This is a genomic window from Sporosarcina sp. Y1011 (assembly GCF_057669885.1).
The window spans coordinates 47,576-68,975 of sequence record NZ_JBYHFP010000018.1 but is presented as its reverse complement, the minus strand read 5'-3'; the positions used below and the strand labels follow the sequence as shown (position 1 = coordinate 68,975).

18 protein-coding genes are annotated in these 21,400 nt (G+C 39.4%); 13 read left to right on the top strand and 5 right to left on the bottom strand.

The features are described from left to right. The first annotated feature begins 14 nt into the window (after window positions 1–14). From flgL to AC25Y5_RS15800, 9 genes are all read left to right on the top strand, one after another. Complete coding sequence (flgL, locus tag AC25Y5_RS15840; protein ID WP_488141141.1) at window positions 15–878, top strand: flagellar hook-associated protein FlgL; 864 nt, start codon at window positions 15–17, stop codon at window positions 876–878. Between the two features lie 158 nt (window positions 879–1,036). Then, complete coding sequence (locus tag AC25Y5_RS15835; protein ID WP_488141140.1) at window positions 1,037–1,591, top strand: DUF6470 family protein; 555 nt, start codon at window positions 1,037–1,039, stop codon at window positions 1,589–1,591. A 41-nt stretch (window positions 1,592–1,632) separates the two neighbouring features. After that, window positions 1,633–2,109: a flagellar assembly protein FliW gene (gene fliW / locus AC25Y5_RS15830; RefSeq protein ID WP_488141139.1), complete on the top strand. Its 477-nt coding sequence runs from the start codon at window positions 1,633–1,635 to the stop codon at window positions 2,107–2,109. Next, entirely contained in the window at window positions 2,081–2,302 is a 222-nt protein-coding gene (csrA, locus tag AC25Y5_RS15825; protein ID WP_488141138.1) for a carbon storage regulator CsrA, read from the top strand. The genes fliW and csrA overlap by 29 nt, the downstream gene beginning before the upstream one ends. Before the next feature lie 228 nt (window positions 2,303–2,530). Continuing rightward, window positions 2,531–4,342 carry a flagellin N-terminal helical domain-containing protein gene (locus tag AC25Y5_RS15820; protein ID WP_488141137.1) on the top strand — a complete coding sequence of 604 codons (1,812 nt, stop codon included), beginning with the start codon at window positions 2,531–2,533 and terminating at the stop codon, window positions 4,340–4,342. A gap of 669 nt (window positions 4,343–5,011) precedes the next feature. Then, window positions 5,012–6,046 carry a zinc-binding dehydrogenase gene (locus AC25Y5_RS15815; protein ID WP_488141136.1) on the top strand — a complete coding sequence of 345 codons (1,035 nt, stop codon included), beginning with the start codon at window positions 5,012–5,014 and terminating at the stop codon, window positions 6,044–6,046. A 305-nt stretch (window positions 6,047–6,351) separates the two neighbouring features. Next, entirely contained in the window at window positions 6,352–6,591 is a 240-nt protein-coding gene (locus AC25Y5_RS15810) for a hypothetical protein (RefSeq protein WP_488141135.1), read from the top strand. Window positions 6,592–6,681: 90 nt separating this feature from the next. Next, window positions 6,682–6,993: a hypothetical protein gene (locus AC25Y5_RS15805; protein WP_488141134.1), complete on the top strand. Its 312-nt coding sequence runs from the start codon at window positions 6,682–6,684 to the stop codon at window positions 6,991–6,993. Beyond that, a complete protein-coding gene (locus AC25Y5_RS15800; RefSeq protein WP_488141133.1) occupies window positions 6,990–7,976 on the top strand; it encodes a lysozyme inhibitor LprI family protein in 987 nt (328 codons plus the stop codon). Before AC25Y5_RS15805 ends, AC25Y5_RS15800 begins: the two co-directional genes overlap by 4 nt. A 170-nt stretch (window positions 7,977–8,146) precedes the next feature. Here the strand turns inward: AC25Y5_RS15800 and AC25Y5_RS15795 are convergent, their stop codons facing one another. From AC25Y5_RS15795 to AC25Y5_RS15785, 3 genes are all read right to left on the bottom strand, one after another. Further along, complete coding sequence (locus AC25Y5_RS15795) at window positions 8,147–8,935, bottom strand: ATP-binding protein (RefSeq protein WP_488141132.1); 789 nt, start codon at window positions 8,933–8,935, stop codon at window positions 8,147–8,149. A 67-nt stretch (window positions 8,936–9,002) separates the two neighbouring features. Further along, window positions 9,003–9,362, bottom strand: a complete 360-nt coding sequence (locus AC25Y5_RS15790) for a helix-turn-helix domain-containing protein (protein WP_488141131.1) — start codon at window positions 9,360–9,362, stop codon at window positions 9,003–9,005. Between the two features lie 214 nt (window positions 9,363–9,576). Next, entirely contained in the window at window positions 9,577–10,263 is a 687-nt protein-coding gene (locus AC25Y5_RS15785; protein ID WP_488141149.1) for a GAF domain-containing protein, read from the bottom strand. Window positions 10,264–11,016: 753 nt separating this feature from the next. Between AC25Y5_RS15785 and AC25Y5_RS15780 the strand changes: the two genes are divergently transcribed. Then, a complete protein-coding gene (locus AC25Y5_RS15780; protein ID WP_488141130.1) occupies window positions 11,017–12,816 on the top strand; it encodes a DNA/RNA non-specific endonuclease in 1,800 nt (599 codons plus the stop codon). Between the two features lie 99 nt (window positions 12,817–12,915). Then, window positions 12,916–13,506 (top strand): YiiX/YebB-like N1pC/P60 family cysteine hydrolase, encoded by a 591-nt coding sequence (locus tag AC25Y5_RS15775; RefSeq protein WP_488141129.1) that lies wholly within the window; start codon window positions 12,916–12,918, stop codon window positions 13,504–13,506. A 140-nt stretch (window positions 13,507–13,646) separates the two neighbouring features. Here the strand turns inward: AC25Y5_RS15775 and AC25Y5_RS15770 are convergent, their stop codons facing one another. Further along, window positions 13,647–14,609 (bottom strand): S8 family peptidase, encoded by a 963-nt coding sequence (locus AC25Y5_RS15770; protein WP_488141128.1) that lies wholly within the window; start codon window positions 14,607–14,609, stop codon window positions 13,647–13,649. Window positions 14,610–16,566: 1,957 nt separating this feature from the next. Next, window positions 16,567–18,564, bottom strand: a complete 1,998-nt coding sequence (locus tag AC25Y5_RS15765) for a methyl-accepting chemotaxis protein (protein ID WP_488141127.1) — start codon at window positions 18,562–18,564, stop codon at window positions 16,567–16,569. A gap of 895 nt (window positions 18,565–19,459) precedes the next feature. Here AC25Y5_RS15765 and flaG point away from each other — a divergent pair. Together flaG and fliD are read left to right on the top strand one after the other, a co-directional pair. Continuing rightward, window positions 19,460–19,828: a flagellar protein FlaG gene (flaG, locus tag AC25Y5_RS15760; protein ID WP_488141126.1), complete on the top strand. Its 369-nt coding sequence runs from the start codon at window positions 19,460–19,462 to the stop codon at window positions 19,826–19,828. 18 nt (window positions 19,829–19,846) lie between these two features. Then, window positions 19,847–21,382 carry a flagellar filament capping protein FliD gene (gene fliD, locus AC25Y5_RS15755; protein WP_488141125.1) on the top strand — a complete coding sequence of 512 codons (1,536 nt, stop codon included), beginning with the start codon at window positions 19,847–19,849 and terminating at the stop codon, window positions 21,380–21,382. Window positions 21,383–21,400 lie beyond the last annotated feature (18 nt).

The window sequence follows — 21,400 nt, the reverse complement described above, 5'->3', positions numbered from 1 at the left end:
GGAGCTACAATTAAATGCGCGTAACACAATCAATGCTATCTAATAATATGCTCCGGAATCTCTCCACGAGCTACAATAATATGGGCAAGGTACAGGAACAAATTAATACGGGTAAAAAAGTAAACCGCCCATCAGATGACCCCGTCGTCGCCATGAAAGGCATGGGCTACCGTATGCAAGTCGACAAAGTTGCCCAATTCCAACGTAACTTAGGGGAAGTGCACAATTACCTCGACAGCTCGGATGATGCGCTCGATAAAGTCGGACAAGCCATGCACCGTGCAAGGGAACTTGTTACAAGTGCAGCGAATGGAACAATGACAACTGAAGACAAAGCGAAGATTCAAAGTGAACTTGAACAGCTACAAATGCATATTCAAGATATGGCAAATACAAAAGTGGGCGATAAGTATATTTTCAGTGGAACGAAGACTGCTACTCCTCTTTATGATAAACAAGGAACTGGATTCCCTGATGACACAACAGCTTTTGAAAAAAGTGTTGATGTAGAAGTTTTTGACGGCGTCACCATGAATGTAAATGCTAATGTAGTAACTCTTTTTCAAGGAATAAATGATATGTTCGAAGGATTTAAAGGAAACCCGGACTTCAGCGCAGCAATTGCAGATGTCGACGCCAACATGGACAAAGTACTAACAACGCGCGCCGACATCGGTGCACGCCAAAATCGTGTCGAAATGATGAGCAATCGTCTAGATTCTCAAGAAGCCGCAGCAAAAAAACAAATGAGCGAAAATGAGGATATCGACTATGAAAAAGCAATCACCGAAATGCTAACACTAGAATCAATCCATCGAGCTGCACTTTCAGTTGGTTCACGTATAATCCAGCCATCACTTGTAGACTTTTTACGATAAAATAGAAAAACGATCTTTCTATTTTGAGAGACAAACCGGGTGCCAGACGCTGACATCCATTCGCGCCCTACAGCGAATTGTGGCAGCGCCTGGCACCCAATACAAATCCCTGAAAGCGTTTGGACACTCTCCAAACGCTTTCTTTAGAAGGTGACTTATTGAACATCCCACAACTGCAAGTAACAACAACAAAAGCACAACTAGGCTTGACCACCCAAAAACCAACACAACAAATCGAACAACCAAAAGCAACCCTGGACATCCAACAACCAAAAGCCGAAATGACAATCAACACAACAAAGTCCAGGCTTTCGATTGACACAACACAAGCCCGTGCCGACATGGACTTAAAAAGTGCCGCTCGCCGTACAGAAGAAGTCGCTCAGTACGCCCAATCAGAAGTCTCCAATGGAATCGCCCGCCGTGCACAAGACGGCAGTGAAATGATGAGAATCGAAAACGGCGGAAACCCAATTCAGACATTCGCCGAAAGAGCATTCAGGCAACCCTATAGCAGTCTAAACGTCAAATTCATCCCATCCTACGGCAGTGTCAAAGTTTCATTTGAACCAGGCAGTGTGGACATTCGAGTGGAACCACAAAAAGTGATCAATAACAGTACGGCCAATAAACCAATCCATACATACACACCAGGAAAAGTAACAACAGAGTTACTCCAAAAACCATCCATTCAAATTGATTGGAAAGTTTAACTGCTAGCAAATGCCTGACACCAACAAAGGAGAAAAAATCTATGAAAATCCAATCCGCTATCCTAGGACAAGTAGAAGCATCCGAATCCGAAATCCTCACATTCGAAAACGGCTTACCAGGCTTCGAAAATGAAAAAAACTTTATACTACTCTCTATAGAAGGAAATGAAGTTTATCAGATCCTCCAGTCCATCAATTCAAAAGAAGTAGGCTTTGTAACAGCAAATCCCTACTTATTTACAACCGACTATACGCTCGACTTGGATGAATCAACCGTAGAAACCCTGAATATAGAATCCGAAGAAGACATCATCGTCTTAACAATCGTTACAGTCAAAGAACCATTCAACGCCTCAACCGTAAACTTAAAAGCACCCGTCATCATTAACACAAAATCCAAAATAGCCAAACAATGCATCCTAGAAAACGCGGACTATCCAATCAGATATGCCATCGAAGCACAGATGCAGAAAGACAAGGGGTGTCGGAATGCTCGTATTATCTCGAAAAAAAGGTGAATCCATTTGGCTCGGCGATGAAATTGAAATTACCATCAGTGAAATCAAAGGAGACCAAGTCCGAATTGCCATCAACGCACCCAAAAACGTCACCATTCTACGCGGAGAACTAATAAAAGAAGTGTCAGAATCCAACACTGAAGCAGTCAAAATAGACGGTTTTATAGACTTTCTCAAAAACGAAAAGAAATAAAAATCACTCAAAAAACCGGGTGCCAGTTACCGACGCAATTCACGAACTGAATTGTGGCGGCAACTGGCACCCTTTTTAAAAAATATTTCATTTCTATTAAACATTCTAAAGGGGAATCCGATAATAGAGTTATAGCGAGGAAAACGGGGTCCGGCCGGCCCGGTCTTCTCGGTATAAAAAATGTGCTCACAAGGACGTGAGCAACATACATTCAAGGAGGAAATTATAATGAGAATTAATCACAACATCGCTGCACTTAACACACACCGTCAGTTGAACAGTGCAACTACTGCACAAGCTAAATCAATGGAGAAATTGTCTTCAGGTATGCGTATTAATAAAGCAGGGGATGACGCAGCTGGACTAGCAATCTCTGAAAAAATGCGTGGACAGATTCGTGGGTTGGATCAAGCTTCTAAAAACTCACAAGATGGTATTTCAATGATTTCTACTGCTGAAGGTGCACTTAACGAAACACATGATATTTTACAACGTATGCGTGAATTGGCTACTCAAGCTGCCAATGATACAAACGTAGGTGTAGACCGTGGGGAAATTCAAAAAGAAATTAACCAATTATCTTCTGAAATTAACCGTGTAGGTAATACTACTGAGTTTAATACTCAAAGCCTTTTACAAGGTGATGGAAAAGTGAATCTTAAGTCAACTGGAATTGCTGATGCATCAGGAAAATTGGGTGTCGCTGGAACTGGTACAGTTGGAACAGATGCAACAACTACTGAAGCAAGCCAAGTTTCTAAAATGGTATTAGGCTCTGTTGACACTAATGAACTTGAATTCACAATTAATGGACAAGATTTAAAGATTACATTTTCAACTGATGCAACAGCAGTTCCTACCGCTGGAGGCGCTAAATTTAATGATACAACAGTAACTGGAAATACAGCTACTATTGGTGTAAATGGTGCAACAACAAATGCAACAACAGACAGAGATGCTGTTGTTGCAGCTATGAACGCAATGATCGACAACAACGATACATTAAAAGGTAATTTTAAAGTTACAGCTGCAGGTGCAGATGACTTTAAGATAGAAGCATTAACTACAGGTGCATTCACTGGAGCAGCTGGTAGTATATCAGAGGGTACTCATACAGTTGCAGCTAAAACTACTGCTGGAACTGCTGTAGCAGGAACAAATACATCAGCAGTTGCAGCTACTAGAGAGATAGATTTCTCTGCATTAAATGGTGCAGGGCTTGGTGTTGCTGATACAACTACTGATGCTAACATAAGCGCTCTAGTTGGTACTGGAATGACTATTGCAGGACAGCAAATTGAATTCTATAATTCAAATGACGGAGCTTATAATGGTGATGCTATAGGAGTTAACATCAGTACAGCATTAGCAAATCCAGAAGCTGCTGATGGAGATAAGATTAAAGAACTTGTTAAGAATATTGCTCAGCAAGTAGGTTCGAAAATTGAAGGGGTTACATTAGTACAGAATGCAGGAGCAGCAGCAGCAAAAATGAAATTAGATGTTACAGCTACTAAAGCTGGTGCTGCAGGAAATAGTATTGAAGTCAAAGATGGAGGAGTTCAGGAACAATTCAAAGCTACTTTCCAAGTAGGAGCTAACAAAAACCAAAGTTTCACTATCGATATTAATGACATGCGTTCTGAAGCATTAGGTATCACTGGAAAAGCTGGAGAAGTAGGATTTACATCTGCAAGTGCTGTAACAGATGGAACTAGCGGTACTTTTAAAGAAGCAGCTCTTGATGTATCATCACATGCTAATGCCTCGGCAGCTATCGAAACTCTTAATAAAGCTATCGAAACAGTATCAAGCGAACGTTCTAAACTAGGTGCTTCTCAAAACCGTTTAGAGCACACTATCAACAACTTAAACACATCTTCTGAAAACCTAACTGCAGCGGAATCTCGTATCCGTGACGTTGACATGGCGAAAGAAATGATGGAACAAACAAAGAACTCAATTCTTTCACAAGCTTCTCAGGCGATGCTAGCGCAAGCAAACCAGTTGCCGCAAGGAGTTCTACAACTTCTTCGTTAATATTAAATTATTGGAAAGGGACTCTAGTTATGCTAGAGTCTTTTTTCATATTTGCAAATGGGGGTCTTGCTACACGAGGAGAAGTATTGATCTTTACAATTTTAAATGGGGAAATACCATTTGGTTATAATGTATATTCAAATGAGTTAATACAATTAATGGGAGAAGTTATTAAGAACCCTACAATACAGTAACTTAAATTGTAGAATAGGAGATGTACCTATGGATAAAAGAATAAAGGAACTTTTCGGTGCCCAACCGGTGCTTTGCTTCCTATTCATTTATTGCGGTCATAATCCCAGGTAAAGTTCTGATATCAAATCTTAAATCTTGAATGTATTTATTCTGGTTTTGTTCTAATGAAATAATACCTTCTGCCAAATATCCGATCGGGGAATAACGGCAAAGTTTAGCATCTAAAACAGGAAAACAATCTTAATATGCCTTCAAGTACTGCAATTACTTGAGAAGAAAGGTTTTTAATAGACTCCAACTGTTCATTAATAAGGGAAGCCTGATCTACAAACCCACCCCTTTTGGGGGATATACCCCCTGTTAAAAAGGGAATATTCTATCTTCAATAAATAGTGTAACATAAAATTATGAGGTGCTTACTTATTTTAGTGTAAGCGTTTACTATTTTCTGAGAGAGAAAAGGGGGAGAAGTTGATGAAGGCATTGGTTATTGAAGGTGTTCAAAAAGCGGTAGTGAAAGAAGTTCCAGTCCCAGGAATTGAGAAAGACGGAATGTTGATTAAGACGATGGCAAACGGTGTTTGTAGAAGTGATTGGCATGTTTGGGTTGGAGACCATGGTATTATCCAACCAATCATTGGTCATGAGTTTTCTGGAGTTGTGGAGGAAGTCGGAAGTGATGTGAAGAATTTCAAGCGAGGAGATCGTGTAATCATTCCATTTTCAGGGAGTGATGGAACATGTCCATATTGCATAGCGGGCTACACACATCTCTGTGATTCTTTTCTTGTACCGGGAACTGCCTATCAAGGTGGTTATGGTGAATATGTTGCTGTACCTATAGCTGATAGAAATGCGATTCATTTGCCTGAAAATATTGGTTTCGCTGATGCAGCAGCACTAGGATGTCGATTTATGACTGCCTATCATGGAATTATTGACCGTGTACACGTACTTCCTGGAGAAAAGGTTGTCGTTTATGGGTGTGGCGGCATTGGTTTGTCTGCCATTCATATCGCTGCATCAATGGGGGCCTATGTAATTGGGGTAGATATAAATGAAGATAATTTAGAACTGGCAAAGAAACTTGGCGCGCATTACACAATCAATAGTAGAAATAACAATCCAGTCGAAGCTGTAAAAGAGCTTACAAAAGGCGGAGCCGACGTTTCTGTTGATGCATTAGGGATAACTGAAACATGTATAAACGGTATCAATAGCTTGAAAAAAGGCGGCCGTCACCTACAGATTGGCGTTACAACGAAAAAAGAGGCTGGCTTTATATCAATACCAGTAGATGACATGGTCCTCAATGAAAAATCATTCATCACAACATTGGGTATCCCTGGAGGTCGATTCGCTCCTCTTTTAGAACAAGTAGCCCTAGGGAGTTTACAACCAGGAAAAATGGTGACACGTAATATCAAACTTTCCGAGGTTGAGGGAATTTTTGATGATATGAGCAATTTCGCTACTAAAGGAACATTTGTGGTAACTGATTTTAGCTGAATTATGTAGTAATACATTTCAATATCATGGAGTGAAAAGGGAAGTCGACTAGAACATTAGTTGACTTCTATTTTGGTTTGTTAATCAGTGCCTAGAATTGAAAACGAGCTATTCTTCTTTCCTACTTCGTAATGCTGCCGGCTCCCAACAACTTGCCACAACACCTATTTGAATAACTCATAATTGATCCGATATAAAAGATATAGATAAGACACATATTATTAAGAAATGCTGAGGCACTACCTTCGTATAGGGTGCCCGATTTTTAATATTTACTTAGAAGCTGCTAACTAGGAGGAAACAAGATGGATCAAGCACAACTAGAACAAAAGAAACACCTTGAACAACAACTTCAATGGACTGTGGAACAGGTTCGTATCTTGGATGAGATGAACGTTAAGTTGCATGAAATGAAAAGGATAGCTGAGTATGCTTTAGCACATAACCTTACAGCAATTGAAGTTGAGAGGTTGAATGGTGTACTAAATACATTGAAAACTGAATTCAGTTCTCTAGAACGACAGTTATATCCAATACTCCACTAATTACTTATTGTTCCATTATAGGTTAAATTTCCTGTATACTAGAGTTTCATACGCCGACTTCTTATGGGGTATTAGGAACCTGCAGAATCTATGCATATTTTAGTTATCACGAATCCACTGGGGGAAAGACAGATGGAATTTATGGAATACCTGAAAATCAGACACACAGTCAAACTAGGAGAACGGCAGATCAAGGATCGTTCTGCAATGCAATACAATAACCGTCTCCTTAATCTGCAAAGATACAATATCTATAGCGGTGAACGAGCTGTAACGGATAAGATGCTGCGACAGATTCAAGAGCATTATAAGGATACAACCAATCATTATCAAAGAACGATTACATACTATATAGAGTTTATGGCATATCGCGAAGAGCAAACGAATGGGAGTGGCTTATGAGAAGGTTGGGTGCAACTTTAGTGTTAGCCGGCTTGCTGGTCGGGTGTACTAACGGGATGTATGACAAAGCAATGGAGCAAGGAAAGCTGGCGCTTGCCAATGGTGAATTTCAGAAGGCGTTGGGGTCGTTTGAACTTGCCAAAGATGAAAAACCGAGTGATGATACCGCAAACCAGTACTATAAAGATGTGAATGAGTTATTAGAAGTGAAACATGACGTTGAAGAAGGCAACTTGGAAGATGCCGAAGAGAAAGCACGCGAACTCTTAAATTCAGAAGATCTAGTAACTGGTCTTCGCAAGGAACTTGAGAGCATCGTTGAAGAAGTTGAGGGAGAACGGGCGTTATTCGATGCGATCGCAAACCAACTCGCGGAAATTAAGAAAACTGCTGATGGAGGAGATGCTAAAGCAGCACAGGCGGCGATTGCTGAGTTAAAGCTAGATGAAGAGAAGAAGTCAATGCTCGACCATTTTTCTGCCGAGCTTGCGAGCCTAGAGGAGGATGTCGCAGTCCAGTTGAAAAAACAGTTAGACGCTGCCGTTGCCGCTGAGCAAGAACGCGTTCAAGCTGAAAAGAAGAAGCAACAAGCTGTCGCTGAAAAGAAAAGACAGACACCCTCTGGTAAACGAGATAAGTATTTTCAAAAACTTAACCAAATCGAAGCTAGCTTGTCGGATCTCGAGTATCTAATCAAAGACGGTGTCACCTCAGAATTGATTGAAGCTGAATCTGAGAGATACGAACGCTGGGACGATGCACTCAATGAGATTTACGGAGTCCTAAAAACCCAGCTCTCCGAAAGTGAAATTAAGGCCCTCCGGGAAAAACAACGTTCATGGATTGCCTACCGCGACCGTACCGCAAACGCAGAAAGGGTCAAATTTGCAGGTGGCAGCGCAGCACCCCTTGCCTACATAGGCACCATGGCAACCCTGACGGAGGAACGTTGCTATGAGTTGGTGGAAGGGTATATGAGGTGAATATTAGGTGCCAATCAAAAATAATAGTGTTGTGTAACTATTCGGTAAATTAGCTACAGTTGGATAATAATAAAAGTGAAATCAGATATTCATGTGTAAATCTTAGTACTTTTAATACATATCCAGAGGTGGGAAATCTTTGTCATTGTGTCATGCACAGGTACGGTTCACTATTCCAATTGCTGAGCAATATGGACTTGTGAATTTAGTAGTGGCAGGTAAATATCAACAGTTGTACCTATTCCTAACTCACTTTTAACTTGAATAGTTCCATTATGTTCTTTAATAATTTTGTAACTAATCATAAGACCGAATCCTGTACCGTTTTCCTTTATACAGTAAAATGGTTCGAAAAGATGCACAATTCTCTCCTCAGGGATACCGACTCCTTGATCTTTTATCATGATATGAACATGGGATTCACTTGTTTTACAAGTGATATACATTTCTTTATTGCAAGCTGAAGCTTCAATTGCATTTTTGATAATATTTTCAAAGACCAGTTGAAGTTGGACTTCATCACAGTAAATGGATAAAAAACCCCATTCTAAACTTGAAACTATCTTAATACCTTTTAGTAAAGCCAAGTCATTCATCCTCATAATTGTTCGTTCTAGGATAAGCTCAATGTCATTTAAAAGAAAATTCACTGATTGTGTTTCTGTGATTTTCAGAAGTCTATTTACTACTTCCTCAATCTTATTTAACTCGGAATAAATCATTGAATAGTATTCAGGTTTACTTACTCCCATATTTAATAGTTGAACAAAACCTTTAATGGAAGTAAGTGGATTTCTAATCTCGTGAGCTACTGCAGCACCTAATTTTCCCACTAGCTTGACTTTGTCATTCGCCTGGAATGATTTACTAACTTCTTGTAGCAGGTCATTACCACTATCAAGGTTATATGTATTTCCTACCTTTTCCATTCTAGATTGATCAATATACTTACTCACCATAATAAGCCCCCATTCAGAACTTTGTTCACTTTAAGCGACCCTCTAGAGAAAAAAAAGACAATGAATATTACCCGATATCCATATGTCCAAACTTTATTTTACTATTTTCTTGATGCTTATCAGTCATTAGTTCAACAACCTGCTGAACAATTTCTAATTCCTTTTCATTTAAACTTATTCCATTCCATTGCAGATGTTGCTTTTGAAGAGATTCAACAGAATCAGGTATATTCGTTAATCTTAGTATGTAATCTGTTGAAACATGATAAAGTTGGGCTAATGCTACTAGCTTATCAATGGGGGGATTTCTATGTCCTCCTTCATAACTTGCATAAGAAGATTTGGCGAGCCCAATTTTAAATGCAACCTCTTGCAGTGTAAGCCTTTTTTCCAAGCGAAGGTTTTTCAGGCGATTTCCAACAGTCATGCGCTAGTCCCCTTTCTTTAATCAATCACGCCTCGGTGTGATTGCGTCAAGATTTTGAATTGAGCTTGCTCAATTAACTCCCTTCAAAATCTGTGACATCCGCCGGAGGCTTTGGGCCAACAGGATGTTGGTCATTCAGACGTTGCCGCAGGACGCGGCGTTCTTAGTCTGAGATCCACAATTCAGCAGGGGTTTGAACCCCTGCTGAATGAAGTTAAATTGTTAGTCTAGCATTACCAACTTGCGTATACTCATGAATAAGCTCAGATATCCTTTGAATTTCAAAACTAAACATAGAAGTTTTTTCTTGAATCATTTCCACTTCATCTTGTGTTAAAAGATTGTTTGGCTTATTAGAATAATGAGCAAACGTTCCAGCCAATCGACCAGTGTGTGTAAAGAATGGTATTGAGGTACAAGACTTGAAACCGTATTTAATGACACTTTCTTTAACGTTTGTCCAAAGTGGACTCGTTCCAATATCTGTTTGCACAACTTCTTGTGTATAAATAGCTCTTCCACACGAAGCACAATTTTCATCTAGTATTCCCTGTTCATTAATAACACTAAAGAAGTCAAAGAATTCCACTGGAATACTAGGGCCAGCACCATGAAAAATATTATTTCGTTCTCTATCATAAAACAGCATAGTGACATAAATACCATCTAATACTTGTTCCAATTCTAAACACATACGACCTAGCTCCATTTTGATTTCCAAGAAATCCGATTCACTTTTAGTAATTACACCATTAACCAAAGCATTCAGTAAATGAACTTTTATGTCTGTTTCTTTTTTACTCAAGAGAGGATTAATTATTTTTAGTTGTTCTTTAATATTTTTCTTTAGATTGTATTCACGTAAATTTTCAACAAGACCTTGATGATTTGAACCATTCATCAATTTTTTCAATCTCCCTTTCGAGTTGGCCGAAGATTAATATTCTTCTTTCTATACTCCTATCATATAATATATTTAAACTAAATAGTAGTAATAAATACTTTCTTCGAACAAAATCATGTGTAAACTATTTCGCTATAGAAACTACAAATTTTACCAATTATTTCTTAATTTGCTTATGTTCTCGTACCTGTGCATGACACTATTCTGTAAATTCACTACAACTGTATAATAATAAAAGAAGGGACAGACGTCTAGGCGGACATCTGATCCTTTTGTATGTTCACTCATATGTGTGAATTACTCGTCTTTATGTCTTACACAGGTACGGGTCGCTTCGCTAATTGGTTCATGTACAGGATTTAACTGCCATCTTCCATAAGGACCAGATATAACTCATTGAAAACAGTTTCGGATGGCTAAAGTCATAATGGGAATATATTAATTGGGAAAACGCTTTAAATTATCCTTAATTAGTAACTTTCAATAAAACAATAGAAATGTTAGAATTGTATAAACAATATAAAAACGGCATGGGACTATATAAATAGACATGAAGTATTTCATTGAATCCACTGCGACGCTCGGGGATGCCTCCGACATAGGAGTGTCTTATGGCAGTCGCGTCTAACCATGCGCTTTCAACTTTTTTAGTTACCCCTTAGAAGGCGCCTTCGCTTAGTTTGTATTCATTTATTCAACATATATAGTAAGCAAAATTAAGTGACGACAACTATTTTAAGGAGGGGAAACATGTCTACCAAACGACTTGATCAGTTTCAAAGTCTTACTGTGGAACTTGTAAATTTGCAACAACAACAAGCGTTACAACGTTACATCGCGCGTTCTAGTGAGCGTGAACGAATTGCTGGTGAACTGCAAACTAAAAACCCTATGGAGGTAGATACGCCTGAGCGGGTCGCGCTCCGTAAAGCGATTATTGATCCGCGGGATGGACTTGCAATCGAGCGTATTATTGGTCGGGATGATCTATTTCCAATTTCTTATCTTGAAGCAGGTCTACAAGCAGCCAATCCGGTTTGCAGAATCGAAATCCGTGATCGTATCGGCAGAGTTCTCGGACATGCTACAGGCTTTCTTGTCTCACCTTCATTATTGCTTACGAATAATCATGTGTTGGAAAACGTCGATACGGCCCAGTTCAGCGTCGCACAATTCAACTTTGAAGTCGGTCTTGACTTAAAAGAGCGTCCGATGAAAAGCTTCCGTCTAACACCAAAGCGTTTATTTATAACGGATCAAAATCTTGATTTTACGCTAGTTGCGATAGAGGAAGTATCTGCTGACGGCGCAAATATAAGTGAATTTGGTTTCTTGCCGCTCATCCCGCAAACGGGCAAAGGGTTGGTTGGTGAATGCGTATCAATCATTCAGCATCCTTCGGGGGCACCGAAAGCTGTAGCAATTAGAGAGAATCAAATTATGGATGTATTTGACGATTATATTCACTACTCAACAGATACCATGCCAGGTTCCTCCGGTTCACCTGTCTATAATGACGAATGGATTGTCGTTTCCCTCCACCATGCAGGGGTTCCAGATCCAAAGAACCGGACTGAATTTATTGCCAATGAAGGGATTCGTATCAGCAGTATTATCCAGTTTATCGTGGAGCAAGGCGCGGATTTTAGTGATGATCAAAAAGTGTTGCTGAATGACATTGTGAAAGAGTGGGGAGTCCTTGACCATACTAGTGAAGAAATGGTCGTTGAGGAGTTAAGCAGTTCGTGGTATGAAGGGGCGACCGGTTATGACACTCAATTTCTTGGTGAAGCCCATGAAGTTCCTCATCCGAAATTCCGGTCGGATCTTGAACAGGATATTACCTTGTTAAAGGACGGAAGCAATGTTTTACAGTATACGCATTTTTCAATTGTCATGAGCAAGTCACGTCGTTTAGCGTATTATACGGTGGTGAATATTGATGGCAATCAATTAGTGAAGATTGGCCGTAATGACAAATGGTATCTCGATTCCCGTATCGAAACAGAGTACCAGTGTGGGCCAGAATTATATAAAGATAATTCACTTGATAGAGGGCATCTTGTCCGCAGGCTGGATCCTGTTTGGGGAGATTCGGCTGAAAAGGCGAATAAGGATACGTTCCATTTTCCAAATTGTGCGCCACAGCAAAGTAAACTGAATCAGAAAAGTTGGTTGGATCTAGAGAATTATATTTTAGACAATGCCGAAAACGCGAATCTTAAAGTGACCGTGTTCACTGGGCCTGTTTTTCGGTTGGATGACGTTATTTACAGGGGCGTTCAAATACCGGCAGAATTTTGGAAAATAGCTGTCATTGTTAAGAAAGATGGAAATCTATCTGCAACTGCTTATTTGCAAACTCAAAAGAACCTTATTGAGGATTTGGAATTTGCGTATGGAGAATATAAAACGTATCAAGTGCCTATTTCAAAAGTTGAAGCGATTACGGGTCTTGATTTTGAAGATATACGTAATCATGACCCACTCAATCAATTAGAATCGACAATAGGATATGTCATTGATGTACCCGGGGATATTAAACTCTGAAATTTAGCTATTGCTCACCTAAGTGGAAGCGACGCTGTCACTGCACCTACTATAATCCTAGAAATAGGTAGATACTAATAGGTAGAGGAGCGATTGGTAATGGGAACTGATAAATTTAACGGTATAAACCAAATTTCTTATGAGCAAGCAAAAAGTAAAATCAAGACAGGAGACCTCCTTTTTTGCAGCGGTCGTTATTTAGTCAGTGAGATGATAAAAAGACTGTCAAACTCTGAATTTAGTCATATAGCCGTGTTAGTCTATTGGGATGAACATGTACTCGTATTAGAAAGTGTGGAAGACGACGGTATCAGGGTCGTCCCCCTATATCATTATCTTTACAATTATGAAAATAGTATGGAAAAGTATAATGGGGAAATGTATGTAGCCCGACATGAAGTAGTTGATAGTCCTGATTTTGATCAAGAAAAAATAAAGAAAATGTGTGGTAAGGCGATTGATTTGCTTAATCGAAATTATGACAAAGACGAGATAGCCAAGATTGTTGCACGTATAAGTTTAGGACTTGGGAGACATAGCGATGATTTTGAATATATGTGTTCGGAGTTTGTTGACGAATGTTTCAAGGAATTGGGAATAGAGATTTTGCGTGATTCAATGGGGTTTATTTTCCCGGAACATGTTGCCGCAGATTCAAATGTCAGACCATTGTTCGAAGTTACTCCGTGAAATCGTTTCAGATATGAGGTAAGCTTCCTTACTAGCGATACCGCCAAAAAACGATAGCCGCACAAGGAAATTAATAATCCTTGTGCGGCTATCGTTAATTTCTGAAAGACTAAATTCGGTTATATATTTGATTCACATTATTATGCATTCAAGACTAACGTTTTATTTTCTTGCTCAAATACATTCGTCAAATGCTCAAGGACTGTTAAATAAATGAGTCCGTTGCCTTCTAGTTTCGGTGAGAATCCTAGCGGAACGGTCCTTTTGATTAATTGGGCATATAGCTCTGGCTCTGAAAGTTGACGCCCGAAACTGTCGTTGACCATAGTCTTTATAAGGGCAAGTGCTCCCGAAACATGTGGGGCGGCCATTGAAGTTCCACTTAACGTAGCATATTTTCCGTTTAAATACGTAGAAATAATTTTTTCACCCGGAGCGACCAAATCGATTTCATTGTGAGAGTTGGTGAAATCGGAAGAGCGTCGCTTCAAGTTAATCGCACCAACGCTTATGACTTCGTTATAACAACCCGGATAGCCAAATTCATCGGTAGAATCGTCGCCGTCACCTTCATTTCCAGCCGCACAAACGACGAGGATATTGTTGGCAATCGCTTTTTTGATCGCCTGATAAAGTTCTGGCATATCATTAGGCCCTCCGAGTGACATGGAGATAATATCCACTTTTTGCTCGATCGCATAATTAATGCCGTTGATGATCCAGTCGTATTGTCCCGAGCCTTTTTTATTCAACACCTTTACAATGAGTAAACTTGCTTCAGGGGCTACTCCAATTACACCGTTATCGTTCTGTCGAGCAGCAATCGTTCCAGCAACGTGAGTTCCATGTCCATTATAATCAAGAAAAATTTCGGGATTGTTGCCATCGTCGTCCGTAAAGTTCCGACCCCCAATTATCTGTTCTTGTAAATCGGAGTGTTGACTATCGCATCCTGTATCCAAAACCGCTACCGTAATACCTTTTCCTTTTGTTTTGTTCCAAACACTTGGTGCTTGAATTAATTCTACACCCGCGGGAATTTCATTTGTATCCGCTACTTGTCCGATCATTTCGTATGGAATTACATGAGCATAGTTCTCCATTTTAAACCTCCTATTCATTGGATTGGATATCTGCGTAATTGATACAAAAAACGAATCAAAAGCTTTTTTGCGACTTGCTGCCACTGGAGGAAGGATTTGTTTCTATTGGCAGTACTTGTTGCATAGAATGAAAAACTTGAATCGGAATAAATAGGACTGAGTGATAGAAAATCAGTCCTATTTATTGCCGACGGTGTTAATTGCCGGGCTGAAAAAACAGTTGGCCCAGAATGGAAATAGAAGAAGTAATTGTCCACACTTCTGCCGATAGGGGGGCAATTACTCCTTTCTTGATAAGAAAAAGATAGCTGACAACGACACCGACATAAAAGCAATCCATCCACCCGAAAGTGAAATGAGTAAGCTTAGTATTTCGTATGTTGTCACTGGTTTTCACCTCCTTTCATTTGAAAGTGTCAACGTGTATGTTATACCTTTCTTATAACTATACTGAAATTGTAATGTATTTCTTGAAAAGTGAAAAAACAATTAAAGAGTTATCCAATTGTTGTATGTGAACCGTTATGTATATGTAAAATTGTTATGGGGGAGGGGGGAGATTTTGGAGAACTAATTCTTACACACTGTAAGAGAAGATACATCTATCTTAGGATTACTTCTATACAAATCGTACCATTATTTAACTATTCAGTCCAATGAATAATGAAAGATTTGAATAATAGATTCAGAAGACTTAGTGAAAAGATGCGTGCTTTAGCGCTTAGTCACTATTGTAGGAGAAGAAACTAAAAGAAAGATTCCATTTAATAGGACATGCTACATATACATATGATTCTAACTAACATAATGACTCATAGCAGATCCAATGTGCACAAAATAATAAAAGTGAGATGAGTCAGGTTTTGTTATCGAGACTCATTTTGAAATGAACTATTGCACTTCTGTTGATAGTTCATCAAGTAATGTAAAAGAACTAAGTGTTTGAACATTCAGTCCTATAATGGTAGACTGTAACTACAAAATCCTAATCGATTTTGTACATCGTACGACGGTGAAAATTGTTGTATGGAAAAGAAGAAGTAATTGTCCACACTTCAGCCGATGGGGGGGCAGTTACTTCTTTCTTGATAAGAAAATGTCGGCTGGACATACATACAATACATCTAGTGGAAATCTAATATAAATTGCAATGTAACTTAAGAATTGTTCTGGACATTTTATTGTCAGAACGATTTTTTTGATTATTTTGGTACTAACACAAAAGATATGGATACATTAAAAGAAATTTTTCTAGCATTAAGGCAGGTTTACGGGGGATATACTACTAGATTTGTTTCTATTTGTAGTGCTAGTTACATATAATAATTGAACTTACCTTACAAAGTGCGTTGCAGTAGGTCCTAAATATGCAGACTTGATCATCCACAATTTCACTATGTGTTGCACTACTCTTGAAATCTATCATATTATAAAAAACACGACATAGAATAAAAAGGACTGAGTGTTTGAGCACTCAGCCGGGAAGTAGTAATCTGCAAGGCAAAATCAGTGGCGATTTTGCGCAAAGTAAAATGGTGTAATCAGTTGGTAGAAAAGCATTTGGTCAACAAGAAAGAAGTAATTGTTGTTCACACTTCCGCTGATGGAAGGGACGGTTACTTCTTTTTTGATAAGAAAAAGATGACTGACAACGACACCGACATAAAAGCAATCCATCCACCTGATAGTTGGATGAGTAAGCTTAGTAATTCGTATGTTGTCACTGGTTTTCACCTCCATTCATTAGGCACTGTCAAACTGCCTTTGCCATTTTTAAAGGGTTAAAAAACGATATAAGTAACCCTTTTACTATGTATATGTGCAATAAATTATGTATATGACCGACTGTTACAGAAAATGCTAGACAATTGAGTTATTTATGGGAAGAGTATGATGAAAAATGTTCTAGATGCCAAAAACCACTTAGGGCAATATGTCCTAAGTGGTTTTAAATTACTTAAACTTTAAACCGATTAACCGCCATGCTCAATTCTTCACTTAACTCCGTCAACGTCTCCGCCGCATCCGTTACTGATTGAATCGCGCGAAGCTGTTCGTCCGTTGAAGCACTTACTTCTTCACAAGCAGCGGCTGTTTCTTGCGAAGTTGCTGCCATCATTTGGATTGTTTCTGCGACGTCGTCTTTATGTGTCGCTACTTTTTGTATTTCTTCATACACTGCGTCAATCGAGTCTTGCATATCAACCATCAAAGTCGAGATCTCACTGAACGTGACTTCCGTGTCGGTTACGACCGTACCTTGACGCAGGAAGTTTTCGCGTGTTTCGTTCATTTGCTCAGAGACGAGTCTAGATTCAGTTTGCAGTTCCTGGACGGTCACTTTTACTTCATCTGTTGACCTAGCTGATTGTTCAGCGAGTTTTCTTACTTCATCTGCAACGACCGCAAACCCTTTACCATGTTCACCTGCACGTGCCGCCTCGATGCTCGCGTTTAGCGCAAGTAAATTTGTTTGTGTCGAGATTTGTGTAATGGTTTCCATGACGCCGCCGATTGCTTTGACTTTATTCTCAAGGGTTCCGATTACTTCAGACATGGACTGTAAATTGGTTTCCCAGTCATTGAAGGAAAGTTTTAGTTCGTGCATTTGACCTTGGCCGTTGGTGTTCATTTCACCGGCTCTTGTTGCGATATCAGACATGACACCGGCTTTCGTTGTAATTTCGTTAATTTGTTGGCCAAGGATGTCGGCCTTTTCGGTTACGAGTTCTGCATCTTCAGCTGATTTCGACGCGCCATGTGCAATTTCGGAAACGGCATGTGCGACTTCTTCACTTGATGCACTTGTCTCCTCTGCGACAGCGCTTAAACTCTCGGAACTCGCACGCACATTCGATGCAGAGCCATTAACGACAGTGATAATGGAATGCATATTGTCAATCATCGTATTGAAGCTGTTCCCAAGTTCACTAATTTCGTCGTTCGTTTTAATGTCTGAGTGAACTGTTAAATCGCCTTTTGAAACAGAATTCATAAGTGAATTCAATGTACCGAGTGGTTTAATGGTACGGCTAATCATGAAATAAAGTGCTGCGAAAATGATCAAGAGTGTTACTAAAGCCACAATTAGCATAGAGTTACGCAAGTCACTTGCCAGTGCGTGTATATTTGTTTCATCATAGATCGCACCGATCTTCCAACCGAATTTTGGAATCGTTGAGTAGATATTGGCTTTATCGGTACCTTCATATTCATAGTGAATCGAGCCTTGTTCGTTGCCTTCTTTGTACATCTCAGCAATAAATGGGAATTTCATCAAGTTTTCTCCCTGTAATGTCGGGTGAGCAATCGCTGTTCCTTCCGTATCGAATAGGACGGGGTAACCGTCATAACCAATATCGCTGGATGAAATCTTGTCTGTTAACGCGGAAAGTTGAATGTCGAGGCCGACAACGCCAATGACCTTCCCATTTGCTTGTACCGCTTTTGAAGCACTGATTACAAATTCACTAGTTGCTTGGTCTATATAAGGTTTCGTCCATTGAACAGCGCTCGGATCTGCAACCGCTTGAATATACCATTCACGTGTTGTAGGATCGAAATCAGCGCCTAAATCGGCAACTGGCATAATGTAGGTCTCTTTAGTAGGAAGAGAAAAATAGATTCCGGAAGTATTTTCGTATAATTCCATAAAATGTTCGAAAGATTCATTGAGTTTTGGAAGTGGATCGTCAGCCGGTTCATCTCCCGTTGCGGTTGAAAACTCTGTCACTAAAGGGGATGTCGATAGTTGAGCAAGACCCAGTTCGTATTGTCCAAGATAGTTCTCAATCGCAAAGCCCATTTCATTAATGAGGGAGCCGCTTGACGAGACCACGTTTTCTTCGGTTTTATTTTTTACTTGTGTACTGCTGATAGCAGTCATAATGGCTATGCCAATTAGAAAAAGCACCATACCCGTCATGATGATTTTTGTCTTGATGGACTTGAACATATAGCACCTTCTCTTTCTCTTTTTAAATGAATTCACTTATAAGTACTTCGGTATTTTTTAGCGATTATTAAGGGTCTGTAGTAAATTTTATTACTAAGAAAAATCTGACAATAAAACACGCCTGCTAATTAACTAATAGTAACTAGTAAATAACTTGATCACACACCAGGCACTACTTGTATAGTTGGTTTTGGATCGCTTTGAAATGAACAATTTCTATATGCTTATCGAGAGGTCTGAGTAAGTAGGGATGCGACTTTGTTGCATCCCTACTTACTCATTTTGGTAATCGTGCCGAAGTTTTTTTGGACGAAAGAATAGCTCGCTTCTCACATGGAGAGAAGCGGTCAAAGATTCAATTTTGACCGCTCAATCCTTCTAATATCCTGTCTCTTTCATTTTAGGGAAGTGTTACTTTCTTATAAAGAAAAGTAATGAATGCAATGTTCAAGGTGCTAGAGTTCCCGAAATTTCATCTTCGGGAACTTACACTCCCTATAGAAGCTCATCTATTCTTTTTTTCAAAGTAACTGCATTTTTCACTTGAATATTGTAGGAACGCGACAGGCAATTAATCACAAGAGTATTGCCTGAAAGACTGTGTCTAGAAGTGACGAAGTCACTTTTAGACACCTTGCCCCTCGGTAAAACTGTCGTGATTAATTCACCGAAAGCGGGCCGAAAATAATCCAGTGAAAATAGTGGTTTTCTAGCCATATTCTCCACCGTTTTATGCAACTAAATGGTAAATCAACAGACGTGACAATTCAATCTTAAAAAACAGGTAGCCATAATTCCATTTGTAATACTTTTTATTGCCAATTGACTCAACTTCCATTTTACATAGCCGATATAAATCATAACGAATGATCTTAAACTTAGGGAGGTTTGGCGGATGGTGAGTCGGATGAATGGGGAAGCAGTGCGAAATCCAGCGAGTGCATCAGCAGAAAAAACGGCATCGGACATGGATGTTGCAGTCGTTCAAGTGCAAGCAATTCAGGAGAGCGTTCAGCATCAGGACAATGAACAACAACTGCCACTGGACAAAGCGATGCAAATGACGGATAGCATAAACAAGTTTTTAGAAACTGCTAATACGCAATTGCGTTTCAAATTCCATGAAAAGCTCAACGAATATTATGTAACAATCGTTGATTCAACCACAGACGAAGTCATCCGAGAAATCCCATCAAAAAAACTATTAGACATCCATGCCGAAATGCGTGAATTTGTCGGCTTGCTTGTCGATCGAAAAATTTAAGGAAGGCGTGATTGTTAAATGCGAATTAGTGGACTAGCTTCAGGCATGGATACGGAGTCAATGGTAACGGATTTAATGAAAGCACACCGTATTCCACTTGATAAAATTACACAGAAAAAACAATACCTAGAATGGCAGTTGGACGATTACCGCTCAACCAACCGTCAGCTGTTTGATTTCAGTAAAAATACATTCGATAATATGATACTGTCGACATCGTTTGCGGCGAAGACAGTGAATATTTCATCACCCGATGATGTAGCGATTAGGAATATGGGATCTACTAGTGACTTTTCGGGGTCTATTCAGATTCATCAGTTGGCTAAAAATGCTTCTTTGCAAAGTATAGAACCACAAACTGAACAGAATCAGTTAACTAAAGCGGCATCGGTGAATTCTACTTTAAAGGAACTGGGTATTACTGGTACAAAAATAACGATTAATGCAATTGATGCAACTGGTAAGATGACAACAGATGCAAAAGAATTAATATTCAAAGAAACTGATACATTGAAATCCGTTTTAGATTTACTAAATAAAGAAACTGGTGTAAATGCATTTTACGATTCACATACTGGGAAAATTGCAATGACTGCTAAAAATAGTGGAGTAGGAACTATTAAAGTTGATGGTGATTTAGGTATTTCTTTAGGGTTGAACAACGGAACTAATATTCCGGGTCAAAATGCAGACATCACAATTAATGGACTCAGAACACAACGTTCATCAAATACATTCCAACTAAGCGGTTTTGAATTTTCATTAAAGCAGGTAACGGGGGTGCCTGATACAGCTGGAGTCACCGGTAAAACAATAACATTCAATTCCGCCCCAGACACCGATAAAATCTTCGACTCTGTCACTAAATACGTGGACGAGTACAACAAACTGATTGAGGACTTGAACAAACAAATTCGTGAACCTAAATACCGTGATTTCCAACCGCTTTCAGCTGAACAGCGGAAGGAAATGAATGAAAAGGATATCGAGTTGTGGGATGAAAAAGCGAAAAGTGGTACGCTTCGTAGAGACCCCACTATTTCCAGCATGTTGACGCAAATGAGGACAGCTCTTATGGGGACTGTAGATGGACAAACATTGAAAAGCCTCGGTATTACAACGTCAAATGACTATACAGCCAATGGTAAACTTGTTATTAACGAAACAGAATTAAAGAAAGCAATCAGTGAAGATGCAAATAAAGTGCATGAAATGTTCGCAAAAGATGGGAATAAGTTAAATGAATTAGGAAACCCTGTTATTGGTGCCGATGGAAAAAATGTGAAGGAACTAGGATTTGCACGGAGACTCCGAACAATCGTTGACAGTACGCAAACGTCAATCGCACAGCGCGCGGGGAAAACAGGGTCTGTCAATGATACGTTTTCACTTGGCCGTTCACTCAAAGACATGAACAATCAGATTGAACGTTTCGAAGAACGTCTCAAAATGATGGAAAACCGTTATTGGAAACAGTTTACGGCAATGGAAACGGCAATCAGTCGTGCAAACTCACAGTCCGCGAGCCTTATGAATGCATTCAATAATTATTAACTACAGCAATGACCTAAA

Bases quoted from the DNA above. Each gene is read 5' to 3' on its own strand.
- flgL (WP_488141141.1), top strand. From the start codon at position 15: ATGCGCGTAACACAATCAATGCTATCTAATAATATGCTCCGGAATCTC.
- fliW (WP_488141139.1), top strand. From the start codon at position 1,633: ATGAAAATCCAATCCGCTATCCTAGGACAAGTAGAAGCATCCGAATCC.
- csrA (WP_488141138.1), top strand. From the start codon at position 2,081: ATGCTCGTATTATCTCGAAAAAAAGGTGAATCCATTTGGCTCGGCGAT.
- AC25Y5_RS15820 (WP_488141137.1), top strand. From the start codon at position 2,531: ATGAGAATTAATCACAACATCGCTGCACTTAACACACACCGTCAGTTG.
- AC25Y5_RS15815 (WP_488141136.1), top strand. From the start codon at position 5,012: ATGAAGGCATTGGTTATTGAAGGTGTTCAAAAAGCGGTAGTGAAAGAA.
- AC25Y5_RS15810 (WP_488141135.1), top strand. From the start codon at position 6,352: ATGGATCAAGCACAACTAGAACAAAAGAAACACCTTGAACAACAACTT.
- AC25Y5_RS15805 (WP_488141134.1), top strand. From the start codon at position 6,682: ATGCATATTTTAGTTATCACGAATCCACTGGGGGAAAGACAGATGGAA.
- AC25Y5_RS15800 (WP_488141133.1), top strand. From the start codon at position 6,990: ATGAGAAGGTTGGGTGCAACTTTAGTGTTAGCCGGCTTGCTGGTCGGG.
- AC25Y5_RS15795 (WP_488141132.1), bottom strand. From the start codon at position 8,935: ATGGTGAGTAAGTATATTGATCAATCTAGAATGGAAAAGGTAGGAAAT.
- AC25Y5_RS15790 (WP_488141131.1), bottom strand. From the start codon at position 9,362: ATGACTGTTGGAAATCGCCTGAAAAACCTTCGCTTGGAAAAAAGGCTT.
- AC25Y5_RS15785 (WP_488141149.1), bottom strand. From the start codon at position 10,263: ATGAATGGTTCAAATCATCAAGGTCTTGTTGAAAATTTACGTGAATAC.
- AC25Y5_RS15780 (WP_488141130.1), top strand. From the start codon at position 11,017: ATGTCTACCAAACGACTTGATCAGTTTCAAAGTCTTACTGTGGAACTT.
- AC25Y5_RS15775 (WP_488141129.1), top strand. From the start codon at position 12,916: ATGGGAACTGATAAATTTAACGGTATAAACCAAATTTCTTATGAGCAA.
- AC25Y5_RS15770 (WP_488141128.1), bottom strand. From the start codon at position 14,609: ATGGAGAACTATGCTCATGTAATTCCATACGAAATGATCGGACAAGTA.
- AC25Y5_RS15765 (WP_488141127.1), bottom strand. From the start codon at position 18,564: ATGTTCAAGTCCATCAAGACAAAAATCATCATGACGGGTATGGTGCTT.
- flaG (WP_488141126.1), top strand. From the start codon at position 19,460: ATGGTGAGTCGGATGAATGGGGAAGCAGTGCGAAATCCAGCGAGTGCA.
- fliD (WP_488141125.1), top strand. From the start codon at position 19,847: ATGCGAATTAGTGGACTAGCTTCAGGCATGGATACGGAGTCAATGGTA.